Origin of the sequence: Kordia sp., from assembly GCF_050633145.1 — a bacterium.
Taxonomy (GTDB): domain Bacteria; phylum Bacteroidota; class Bacteroidia; order Flavobacteriales; family Flavobacteriaceae; genus Kordia.
The window spans coordinates 22376-34514 of record NZ_JBOEFY010000025.1 but is presented as its reverse complement, the minus strand read 5'-3'; the positions used below and the strand labels follow the sequence as shown (position 1 = coordinate 34514).

13 protein-coding genes are annotated in these 12139 nt (G+C 33.2%); 9 read left to right on the top strand and 4 right to left on the bottom strand.

Features of this window, described 5'->3' with window-relative positions:
• Nucleotides 1-13: 13 nt before the first annotated feature.
• The 4 genes from ACRBBL_RS13140 to ACRBBL_RS13125 form a co-directional block, all read right to left on the bottom strand.
• Nucleotides 14-775 (bottom strand): LytR/AlgR family response regulator transcription factor, encoded by a 762-nt coding sequence (locus ACRBBL_RS13140; protein ID WP_431369522.1) that lies wholly within the window; start codon nt 773-775, stop codon nt 14-16.
• A gap of 20 nt (nt 776-795) precedes the next feature.
• Complete coding sequence (locus tag ACRBBL_RS13135; RefSeq protein WP_431369521.1) at nt 796-2583, bottom strand: tetratricopeptide repeat-containing sensor histidine kinase; 1788 nt, start codon at nt 2581-2583, stop codon at nt 796-798.
• 6 nt (nt 2584-2589) lie between these two features.
• Complete coding sequence (locus tag ACRBBL_RS13130) at nt 2590-3168, bottom strand: hypothetical protein (RefSeq protein ID WP_431369520.1); 579 nt, start codon at nt 3166-3168, stop codon at nt 2590-2592.
• A 221-nt stretch (nt 3169-3389) separates the two neighbouring features.
• Complete coding sequence (locus ACRBBL_RS13125) at nt 3390-3929, bottom strand: hypothetical protein (protein WP_431369519.1); 540 nt, start codon at nt 3927-3929, stop codon at nt 3390-3392.
• A gap of 248 nt (nt 3930-4177) precedes the next feature.
• Here ACRBBL_RS13125 and ACRBBL_RS13120 point away from each other — a divergent pair, with 248 nt between their 5' ends.
• From ACRBBL_RS13120 to ACRBBL_RS13080, 9 genes are all read left to right on the top strand, one after another.
• Nucleotides 4178-4969 (top strand): SH3 domain-containing protein, encoded by a 792-nt coding sequence (locus ACRBBL_RS13120; protein ID WP_431369518.1) that lies wholly within the window; start codon nt 4178-4180, stop codon nt 4967-4969.
• Nucleotides 4970-5049: 80 nt separating this feature from the next.
• Nucleotides 5050-5583, top strand: coding sequence for a hypothetical protein (locus ACRBBL_RS13115; protein ID WP_431369517.1), 534 nt, complete (start codon nt 5050-5052; stop codon nt 5581-5583).
• A 41-nt stretch (nt 5584-5624) separates the two neighbouring features.
• Nucleotides 5625-6485, top strand: a complete 861-nt coding sequence (locus tag ACRBBL_RS13110) for a GNAT family N-acetyltransferase (protein WP_431369516.1) — start codon at nt 5625-5627, stop codon at nt 6483-6485.
• A 21-nt stretch (nt 6486-6506) separates the two neighbouring features.
• Nucleotides 6507-6920 carry a hypothetical protein gene (locus tag ACRBBL_RS13105; protein WP_431369515.1) on the top strand — a complete coding sequence of 138 codons (414 nt, stop codon included), beginning with the start codon at nt 6507-6509 and terminating at the stop codon, nt 6918-6920.
• 139 nt (nt 6921-7059) lie between these two features.
• Nucleotides 7060-7623, top strand: coding sequence for a hypothetical protein (locus ACRBBL_RS13100; protein WP_431369514.1), 564 nt, complete (start codon nt 7060-7062; stop codon nt 7621-7623).
• Between the two features lie 106 nt (nt 7624-7729).
• Nucleotides 7730-9082 carry a DEAD/DEAH box helicase gene (locus ACRBBL_RS13095; RefSeq protein ID WP_431369513.1) on the top strand — a complete coding sequence of 451 codons (1353 nt, stop codon included), beginning with the start codon at nt 7730-7732 and terminating at the stop codon, nt 9080-9082.
• 237 nt (nt 9083-9319) lie between these two features.
• Nucleotides 9320-9730: a lysozyme inhibitor LprI family protein gene (locus tag ACRBBL_RS13090; protein WP_431369512.1), complete on the top strand. Its 411-nt coding sequence runs from the start codon at nt 9320-9322 to the stop codon at nt 9728-9730.
• 236 nt (nt 9731-9966) lie between these two features.
• Nucleotides 9967-10734 carry an XRE family transcriptional regulator gene (locus tag ACRBBL_RS13085; protein WP_431369511.1) on the top strand — a complete coding sequence of 256 codons (768 nt, stop codon included), beginning with the start codon at nt 9967-9969 and terminating at the stop codon, nt 10732-10734.
• 2 nt (nt 10735-10736) lie between these two features.
• Nucleotides 10737-12119, top strand: a complete 1383-nt coding sequence (locus tag ACRBBL_RS13080) for an exonuclease domain-containing protein (RefSeq protein ID WP_431369510.1) — start codon at nt 10737-10739, stop codon at nt 12117-12119.
• Nucleotides 12120-12139 lie beyond the last annotated feature (20 nt).

Sequence of the window (12139 nt, the reverse complement as noted above, 5' to 3'; positions counted from 1 at the left end):
TGATATCAAATTCCTAAATCGTCTTAAAAAGCTTAAACACCTGTTCTTTTTGCGATTTACTTACTGGAATTTTATGTGTTCCCACAAATAAGATGTTCCCTTCAAATCCACTCACCTGATTGATGTTGACAATATAACTTCGATGTGTTCGAATAAAGTTTGTAGCTGGTAATTGCGATTCGATCTTTTTCATCACAACTGCATACACGAAGCGTTCAGATTTTGTATACACTGTACAGTAATTATTGTCTGCTTCTATGAATAAAATATCTGTTAAAGGTACACGTACAAAGTGGTAATTTTTTTTTAGAAACAAACTGTCTTTTATTTGCAAAACCTGTGATTCTTCCACAATAGTTTCTTTGCTTTCAAACACATCTTTCCCTGGTGTTTTGTTTGAAAAATTCATCAAAGCCAATTCAATAGCAATTTTAACTTGTCGGTCATTAAACGGTTTTAAAATATACGCATACGGATGTACTTTTTTTGCACGTTCAACTAATGAAGTATCTGCATGCGATGTTAAAAAGATAAATGGAACATGATACTTTTCATTTACAATTCGTGCCAATTCAATTCCGTCTTTATCTCCTTTTAAGATGATATCAATCATGATAATATCAATCGCATTATTTTCGTCTAGTATAGTCACCGCTTTTGCCACCGAAGGTGCAATTCCGACAACTTCATAATTCATATCAGACAATCGATCACGAATATCGTGTGCCAATATGATTTCATCTTCAACAACTAAAATTTTTATGGTAGTGCTCATGTTTTTCTTTTATGATGGAATTAGGAAAGTTTTATTTTCATTTCCCAATGTGTTCCTTTGGTATTAATTCGTTCCATTGTTCCTTCCAATTGTTCTATTAAAGAAGTAATTAATTTAAGTCCGAATGAGTTGTTTTTTTCATTATCATTTTTTGTAAAACCTATGCCGTTATCAATCACTTGAAGGTGTAAGTCTTCTTTAGTTTCTTGCATAATCACAATTTTCAACAAAGGATTTTCAATTCCGTCGTATGCGTATTTCAGCGAATTAATCACCATTTCATTGATAATTAACGCCAACGGAATAGCCACATCAATTCCTATATTGATATCTGCAATAGAAAAATTGGGTTCAAACTCGGCATTATAACCTTCAAACAATCCTAACACCAATTCTTGAATATAATCTTTGAGTGGAATCTTTGTATCAACACCTTCCTGATATAATTTACGGTGTACTAACGACAATGCTTCTACTCTATATTTTCCTGATAAAATAGCCTCTCTCGCTGGATGACCTGTGAGTTCTCTACTTTGCAAATTGAGTAAACTCGACACCATTTGCAAATTGTTCTTTACTCGATGATTCAACTCTTGCAGCAACAATGCTTTTTCTTGCTCACGTTTGCTAATAAGTTCTTTTTGATCTGATAAAACTTGATTCGATTTTTTAATTTCTCGATTCCCACGATATAATAAATAAGCGAGAAATAATAAGATTACAAACCCAGAGATTAAGGCAATTCCCCATCTTTTTTGATTTGCGTTTGTAATATTTAATATGCTTATTTCTGATTCTCGTTTCGATACTTCATAATCAGCTTTGAGTTGCTCATTCTTTTGAATGTTTTCTCTGTTGACTAAACTATCTTGATATTGCTGATATACTTTTTGAAACTTTAATGCTTTTTTATAATCGCTATGTTTTTCATAAAAACCTGTAAGCACAGCGCTAAAATCTCTAATTTGTTCTTTGAGTCCAGCACTCTTTGCCATTGCAAACGCTTCAGTATACTTACTCTCTGAAAGTAAAAAATCACCTTCCTTCTCGTAAACACTTCCTAGTGCAGCTATATAAACACATGTAGGATACGCACCTTGTAATCTATTGGTAATTGCGATTGCTTTGGTTAAAAATGTTTTTGCTTTCGTGAATTTACTTTCAGCTGCATATACCATTCCCAAATTTCCTAACGCATACCCTTCAACAACATCGTTCTTTAATGATTTATTTAACTCCAAAGCTTTCGTTAACGATGTTGTTGCATTTTCCAACTGTCCTTCAAACCGATAGGCTTCTCCTAAGTTTGTCAATACAAAAGCCAAGTACAAATCATCTTCAATTTCTGAATAAATTTTTTCTGCTTTTTGAAAATATATAATTGCCGGATCGTATTCTTTTTCTCCAACATGATGCCCTCCAATTTGCATATACGATGCAGCTTGTTTGTCTTTCAAATTTAACGAATCATAAATATGCAATGCCTTAAATATTGCATCTAAGGCATTGTTTTTATTTCCTAATCGCTGTTCAATAGTTCCAATTTCTTCCCATGCTTGTGACTGTAATACTAGGTCATTAATTTCAATAGCCATTTGCAATGATTGTTTTGCATAATGCATTCCTTCATCTGTATTAGTATGATTATGTGCTATTTTAATTAATAATTGAATCTTTTCATTTTTAGGCAACTTATTGTTTTCCAAAACAGTAACTAAACTATCTAGCCTATTTGCATTTTGAGCAAAACAAATACTACTTCCAATCAGAAATACAGTGAAAAAAGAAAAAAGTTTATTGAACATCATACATTTTTATAATTTACCGCTTCCGCCTGAAGTCACTTTAATTAACGGATCAATCACAAAATAAAAAGTTCTAAGTTTACTTTCCCCAGATGGTGCTGTAATATTAATTGTCGATTTAAAAACAACCTCATAGGAAAGGAACGAGGTTAGTGCATCAGCTCTAGAATCTTTAATTACAGTAATAGCACATACATCGTCAATAGGTTTTATAGTTAGAGAACCGTCAGGAAGTTCTAAAATGTTTTTTGGGCTTGTATCAAATACATGTTTCCATGGATTAGGAAGTGTTACAAATCTTGCATTGAAATCTTGTCCTACGTTGTGTATTCTACAAGCAACTAGTTCTAATTTCATTTTTTCATCTGCTGAATCACTAGCTTCAACCAACTGAAAAGCAATCGTTTCACCGCCGTTAAATTCGTATAAATTGGGATCATTAATAGCTACAAAAGTATCTATAGGAATTGGTTTTGCTGAAGTCCCTAAAGCGATGTCTGTTTTAGTAATTGCTTCATATAAGCGTTCTACCTGAACTGCAAATGAAATTTTATTAGTATCTGGATAAGATGATGATGTAATTAACATAATATGTTGGTTTTATAATACCTTAATAATTAGTAACCGAAACAATTTTTAATGTTTTAATTTAATAAAAATTAAGGTAAATGGCTGATTTTTATAAATTTAATTCTGTTTTATTAAATCTGAATAATAAGCACACTTGATAATCTCAAACAGCGTTGATAAAACCCGTTTATTTAAAGTAAACTTGTCATGCTTAGTAATACAGTAACATTTCTAAATCATTATTGTTTAAATGCTCCAGATCCGTTTAAAGTTCTAGGTTTTACATTAATATTATCTGTAGCAATAACTCCTATAATAACTCCTTCATCGGTATAGAAAGTAATATTAGTTCCTGTGTTTTCTGGAGTTTCATAAATAGTATAATCTACTTTTTCTAACTCAACCAATTTCGTAGGTTGTATTGAAAACCAACCTCGAAAACCAGCTGTATAACCTCCAACTTCTTTTCCTGGACCTTCACCATAAAATTTAAGATCTTCATCAGAACCTGAGAAACGCATCATTTCGATACTCAATTGATTAATTGAAACCGCTAATGTTATAGATAGCAAACCTTTACACCTAAAGTATAATGGTTGCAAACCGTTATCAAAAGATTGATTTATCAAATGTTTATTTGCTTTGACAATTTTTTCAACAGCACGTTGCTGTCCTTGTAAACTAAGTAATGCTTGATTGGATAGTTTGTCCATTACTTCTGAATTAGGATCTGTAAACGTTAAAAGATCCGTTTGATTTTCTTTTGTTGAAAAATTCATAGTTTAAAAATTTAATGATTAGTAAAAAAATTTCGTTTAATAACACTACAAATCTGTCTGATTATCAACCCAAAGGGGAAAAAGATGAGTGAATGGAATTTTTTATATAGTGAATGTTTTCTTTTTTGAGGTAAACCTTTTTTAAAGAAGAACTTTTTTAAAAGTCTTTTAATATTTCTTAAATTGAAACACAATTTTAACCAACTAACAATCAAATGAAAATTTATTCTTTTATCCAGAAACTGTGCATGCTTTGTTTTATAATTTTGATAGCTTCTTGCGGAAGTGATTCCAAAGAAAAATCAAAAACAGCTACTAAAGCTGCTACAGAAGAAACAGAGAAAGCAGTTGAAACTCCTAAAGTAGATGACACCTATTATGCCTGGGTAGATAATATAAATCTGCGTGATGCGGCAAACACCAAAGGCAACGTAATTGGCACCTATACTTCGGAAGATGCCTTGGAGTTTACAGGGACTAAATCCGATTCAAAAGAAACTATTGTACTTCGCGGTGTTGCGTATACTGATTATTGGATGAAAGTCACTACAAAAGACAACAAAGAAGGTTGGGTGTATGGTGGTGCCGTACAACAAAAAGATGGTCAAAAAGGAAACGGAATCATCACAGATACCAAATTTGATTTTGCTCATTTTGGAAAGTTTGACATTTCATCATGGGCTGATTTAGGAATTACTAAAAGCGAAGGTGGCGATGCCGAAACGGTAACGTATAGTTATTTAAAAGACAATCAAATTATTGAAATCGAAAAAACAGAAGTTGGCGAATACGGGTACCACAATACATATAAATTGATGGACGCAAAAAGAAACCCTTTAAAAGAACGTAATTTTAGTTTTACTGCAGATGTTAGCGAAACGGAAAGAATCCTAGAGTTAACTGAAACTGTGAAAGATTTCACTACAAAAAAACAATACACACGTTCGCAAAATATAGACAAACATTTCATGCAACTCAATACACGTCCGCAAATGGTGAATGGTTCGTGGGAAGAATCAATATTGAAAGAAACTAATTAAACGACGCTAGAAACTTCCAATAAAACAGACGGAAAGAAAAGTTTTTGGAAGAAGTTATTTGGCTAGACAATATTATTTCTATGCATTACAATACTAATGATTTTTACGAATCTGAAACAAAAAAATTAAAAGCGAATTATATCGCATCATATTCCTATTCACCTGGACTTTATGACAATATGCGTACTGTAAACTTATTTATAGATGCTGAATTTAACTATAGTCTATTTGTGTTTTTTTATGAAAACCCAGACGATTCTCAAAAAATAAGTGATGAGTTTTTTAAGAGTCCTAGAACTTTTATCGAGTATAAAAGTAAATTACCAATTCGGATTCGAATCCTCCTTACCGAATTATTAAAACCATCAGAAACAAGTTTAAAATCATCATATTACAATGACAAAAACCTTTTTGGCATTCTTGATAGAACTGAAAAATACTATGAAATTCGCTTAAACGATAAATATTATTCAATTGAAATGAGCTTAGATGCAATTGACAAAAAGCACTTTACAACCAAAACAGATCAATTATTTTTACAACTCACAAAAGCTACCGAAATTTGGCTAGATCAATTAATTGACGGATTTGTGAACGTACACAATGCAAATTAATATTTTACAAAAAACTGCAATTTTTAAACAGCCATACTACCATGAATATAGATGATTTACAATTTGAAAAACTCAATTTGAATGGTGTAAAAACCTTAGCAACTTGGGCACAACAAGAAGGCTGGAATACGGGCATATACGATGCTGATGTATATTTTGCAACTGATCCTGATGGATTTTATGGTTTTCATCATGAAGGAAAACTTATTGCTGGTGGCTCAATTGTTTCGTATGATGGAGAATTTGGATTCATGGGATTTTTTATCGTAAAACCTGAATACAGATCGCACGGAATTGGCAAAAAACTATGGTATTTAAGACGTGATAAATTACGCTCTCGATTAAACAAAAATGCAGCAATTGGTATGGATGGCGTAGTAGCGATGCAAGCATTTTACCAAAAAGGCGGTTTTGAAATTGCTTTTAGAGATCTTCGATATGAGAAAAAAGGAACTGATTTTCCTATAGATCCGAATATTTCTTCTATAAAAGATGATGATTTTGAAGCTATTCTCGCATATGATTCAGAATGTTTTGGTTTTTCGCGTCCGCAATTCTTAAAACCTTGGTTGCAACTTCCAGGAAATAAAACATTCAAATATGTTGAAGACAATCAACTAAAAGGTTTTGCTATTGTTCGAAAAACAATTACAGGCTACAAAGTATGTCCTTTATTTGCCGATAATCCTACGATTGCTGAAGCTTTATACAAAGCTTGTTTAACAGCAGTTGAAGGGAAATCGTTATGTATTGATATTCCAATAGTAAATAAAGCTGCAAAAGCACTTGTTGAAAAATATGAAGCTACCTATATTTTTGAATGTGCGCGTATGTATTACGGAAATCCTCCAAAAGTAAACATCAATACTATATTCGGAATTACCACGTTTGAGCTTGGTTGATTGTAATTAAAAAAGATTTTCATGACAAAAAGAAATTTGCTATCACTTTTTATTATAACATCACTAGTTCTTTTTAGTTGTGAAAAGAAGCAAGAGGTTGTACAAAATCCGCAATGGGATTATAAAAACATAAAAGGTTTCGGGAATTCTAAGCTACATCAATACACAATCTGTGGTATAGTTCCAATTATAAAAACACAGCAATGCAAAACTGGTCTTTGGACTTTTTATTCTCCACAAAATGTAAAAATTGCAGAAGGCACGTTTAATCCAAAACTTATAGAAATAAACGATCATGGAGGTTGTCCGTTTAGCTTTTACAGTAACTCCATGGATGCAAAAAAATGGAAGTTTTGGGATAGCAACGGCAAACCTATACCGACAAATAAAAGAGATTTGGATTTTATACTAAACTATGGTTCTGATCCTGAATAAAGCTATTGTAAATGTAAAAAATTGGCTCGAAGAAAATCCTAAACAACAAAAGATCGTAAAAAGCTACTTGTATCGTATGTGAATGACTTGAAGTTTCTGTATCTTGAAAACTATACAAAATTTTACATTTATTGCATTTATGAAACAACTTATCTTAATTCCTATATTAATACTCTTCACCTGCAACTGTTTTGCACAATTGGATGAAGGCGAAGGTTTCTGTGAAACGAAAGAAAATGAAAGCTACTTTCCTATTGATATTTCAATAAAAAAGTTTTTTTGGGGAGCATCACACTATACGGAAGAACTTTTAGGGAAAAAGAAATTTAACGGAAAAACATACATCGAATTCAAGCAAACTTGGAAAGAAGGAAATAGTGACTTACTCTATTTACGAACAGAAAAAGGTGTTGTGTATGCCTACAATAAAGAACTAAAAAAAGAACAAGTTCGATACGATTCATCATTTAAAGTAAATCATACCTGGAAAACGTTGGACGGAAATACAACCTACACAATTATGAGTTATAAAGGAACACTAAATACTCCTTTTTGCGAATATGAAAACCTATTAATCATCAAAGCTGAATTAAAAGACGATTCTTTTCTTTTTTATTACCTACGCGGAAAAGGATATATTGGCGCAACTGCATTAGATGGAGAACTCATTTCTTGCATGACGCCAAAGTTCAAATTTGATTAATACATAACATAAGAAACGATTCATCTTAAGTAAGAAAACAATAAAATCTACTTTCATCACGCTAAAGCGATGAAATACACTACATTTGCGCAAAATTTACACGGTTATGTCTACTTTTCAGGATCTTGACTTATCAAAACAATTGCATTTCGCAATTGAAGACTTAGGTTTTACAACACCAACACCAATTCAAGAAGAATCTTTTTCTGTAATTCGTGGAGGAAAAGATGTGGTTGGAATTGCGCAAACAGGAACAGGAAAAACGTTCGCGTATATGTTGCCTTTGTTGCGCGATTTAAAATTTTCGAAGCAAGTCAATCCGCGAATTTTAGTCTTAGTCCCAACACGTGAATTAGTGATTCAAGTCGTAGAACAAATTGAAGCATTTGCCAAATACATCAATGTTCGAATTGTAGGTGTATATGGTGGCGTTAACATGAATGCACAAGCGCAAAGTTTACAACAAGGCGCAGACATCATCGTAGCAACTCCTGGACGTTTGTACGATTTGGTATTAAGTAGAGCATTGCAACTAAAAGCAATCAAGAAGTTAGTGATTGATGAGGTTGATGTGATGTTAGATTTAGGATTTCGTTTTCAGATTACCAATATCTTCGAATTGCTACCAGACCAACGACAAAACATCATGTTTTCGGCAACAATGACCGATGATGTAAATTTATTAATTGACGATTTCTTTAGAGCGCCACATAAAATTTCGATTGCAGTAAGTGGAACGCCGTTAGACAATATTTCGCAAACCTGTTATTCGGTTCGAAACTTTTATACGAAAGTAAACTTACTCACACATATTCTAAAAGATAAAGAAACCTATAGCAAAGTGTTGGTTTTTATCTCTAACAAACGCATTGCCGATCGTTTGTTTGAATGTTTACGACAAGATTTTGGTGACGATGTTGCTGTGATTCACTCCAATAAAACACAAAATTACAGAATTCGTTCTATCGAAAATTTCAATGCTGGAGAAAACAGAATTTTAGTTGCAACCGATGTAATGGCACGTGGTTTGGATTTAGATCAAATTACGCATGTATTCAACTTTAATACGCCAAACTATCCAGAAAATTACATGCACCGAATTGGTAGAGCTGGTAGAGCGCAAGCCAAAGGAAATGCTATTTTATTTTACACCGAAAAAGAACGAGAGTATAAGGAAGCAATTGAAACGCTAATGAACTACGAAATTCCAGCATTGGAGTTTCCTGAAGAAGTTTCTATTTCAAACGAACTAGCTCCTGAAGAACAAACGCATGTTCGCGAAAACAACAATCCGTCAAAAACAGAAGGATTGGCCAAAGGTTTTCACGAAAAGAAAGAGAAAAATAAGAAAACCAATCAAGGTGGTTCGTATCGAAGAGAAATCGCAAAAAAATACAAAAAGCCAAAAACGAAAGGTGACAAAAACTTTAATCTTAGAAATAAGAAAAGAAGAAAGTAATTTTGTTGATTCGTATATTTGTTGATCTGACGATTTATTAATTTTTGAAGACTGGATTTCTGCGTACATTTCGACGCGCAGAATGTAACATGTAAAAAAGAGATTTGAAATCAAATCGTCACATCGAGTGATTTTCGCAGTAAAACGGAGAAAATTGTATCGAGATGCACTTTTACTTTCATGTTCAATTCTATACTTCAAATTGCTACATTCATGAAAATATACTATCTTTTTCTCATGAAAAAATTTGCTTTCTTCTTCATTCTACTCACTATCCATATTAGTTTTAGCCAAGAATATACACATCCAATCGACAAAGAAAACAGCAAATGTTTAGAAAATGCTGTGCCAACAACTATTGGAAGCATTAAATGTGAACAAGCAGCTTTGGCTTCATGGAAAACTGAATTATCAAAGGTATTAAAGCAATTAAAAGCCAATCCGAAATTATCAAATTTTGATTTATTAGAAGCTTCTCAGAAAAAATGGTTGGCATTTCATAAGGCGAATTTAAAATTCTACTATGCATACTACCAAAAGCAGTATCAAGGCGGAAGCATGGCGCGTGCAGCTGTAGTAACTTATGAAAAACGGCACTTGCGCGAACGTGTTTTGTATTTATTAGACTTACTTGAAGAGCTTCAATAGCACTTAATTTCTACAAAAAGGTATTTCATATTGACAAATCAACAAACTCGCAGATTAACAGTCAAAACAACAAAAATCTGTAGTTTCAATAAATAACTTCTATTTGTAGCATCATTTACTTATATTTGTAGCTATACTATTTAAAGTTTGAAGTATTCCGGAATACAAACGTTCATTTTCTTTCACCATAAATTCAAATCATAAATAGTATACCGTAGATTTTAAACCCAAACGTTATGCGAAATATTCAAAAAAACATAAAACATTTACGATCACTCAAAGGTTTCTCTCAAGAACGCTTTGCAGAAGATTTAGGTTGGTCACGTTCTATGGTTGGCTCTTATGAAGAAGGTCGTTCCGAACCGCCAATTGATCGCTTAATTGATTTGTCAGACTATTTTAGATTGCCTATTGATATTTTAGTCAAAAACGATCTCACACAAGCCAAAGACACTTCGTTTATGCAAGTGGGAAATCAACGTTTATTATTTCCGATTACGGTCGATGAAAATAATGAAGAACTCATTGAAATCATTCCAACAAAAGCATCCGCTGGTTATTTAGCTGGTTATGCCGACCCTGAATATATTGAGCAATTAGAAAAAATAAAACTACCGTTTTTACCAACGGGAACACACAGAGCTTTTCCGATAAAAGGAGATTCCATGTTGCCTGTAAAAGATGGTTCGTACATCGTTGCAAAATTTGTTGATGATGTCAATGATCTCAAAGATGGTCGCACCTACATTGTATTAACGAAAAACGATGGTTTGGTATACAAACGCGTTTCTAAGCATTTTACAGGACAAGGTTTATTACTCAGTAGTGACAATAAAGCGTACGAAGCATATCATGTTCCGATGGAGCAAGTATTGGAACTTTGGGAATTCACCTGTTGCATCAACACACAAGAATATGACGAAAAAGAGTTGAAATTAAGCAGTATTATGGCAATGTTTCGCGAATTGCAAGTAGAGTTGGAAGCGGTAAAACGAATGTCTTAATCATGTCGAAAACCCAACTATATACGATTATTGATGTTGAAACGACTGGACGTAGCAACCAAATTACGGAGATTTCTATTTTTAAATTTGATGGAGAAACGATTGTAGATGAATTTACTTCTTTGGTGAATCCGAATGCGTTGATTCCGACACATATTACGGCTTTGACAGGAATTGATAATGCAATGGTTGCTGATGCGCCAACATTTGCTGAAATTGCTGACAATGTATTGAGCATTACAAAAGACACCATATTTGTAGCGCACAATGTCAATTTTGATTACAACGTGATTCGCAACGAATTCAAAGCAATTGATATTGACTTTCGTCGAAAAAAACTCTGTACAGTTCGCTTGTCGCGTACGCTCATTCCCGGATTTAAATCCTATAGCTTGGGGAAACTGTGTAAATCCTTAAGCATTCATATTTCCGACAGACATAGAGCAAGAGGCGATGCAGCTGCAACGGTTATTTTGTTTCAACTGCTGTTGACGAAAGATGAAGCCGAAGCTACGTTTCAGCAATTCTTAAAGCGTGAATCGAAAGAAGCAACCTTGCCTCCACATTTGCCAAGTAAAATTTTTGAAGACTTGCCTACGCAACCTGGCGTGTATTATTTTAAGAATAAAAAAGGGAAGATTATTTATGTCGGAAAGGCAAAAAACATTCAAAAACGTGTGTTGAGTCATTTCTATAACAAATCTAAAAAAGAACTCGATTTATGTCGTGAAACTGCTGATATAGATCACGAATTATCTGGAAGCGAATTGATTGCTTTATTGATGGAAGATGCCGCGATTAAACATCACTATCCGCAATACAATATAGCTTCTAAGCGAGCACCTAAACGCTTTGCCATTTTTGAATATGCAGATCGTCGTGGTGTGCGGCATTTAGCGATTAATGATGCCAAAATAATTCAGGATCCTTTGATTGTTTTTTACAACATTCGCGATTGCAGAACCTATTTGGAACGTTTATGTATACAATTTGAATTGTGCCCGAAATACTGTCATTTGCAAGAAAACGTGCAAGAATGTTCACACTTTATGATTCAGTCCTGTAAAGGAATTTGCAAGAATGAAGAAACCGTAGAAACCTATAACGAACGTGTACAACAAGCTATTGATCATAGCAAAGAATCTTCTCAAAATGTAGTGATTAAGCAAAAAGGCAGAAACAGCAATGAAGAAGCATTTGTCATCGTCAAAAACGGTTTGTATCTCGGTTATGGCTTTGTAGATCACGATTTGCAAATCAGTCATACAGACGAATTGGAACATCATTTAATCAAACAAAAAGACAATATCGATGTACAACGAATTTTACGGAAGGTGTTGTTGGATGTGCATGTGCAGAGTAGTTTGGTTTTTGGAGTTGGATAACTTTTTCAAATTAATATGTA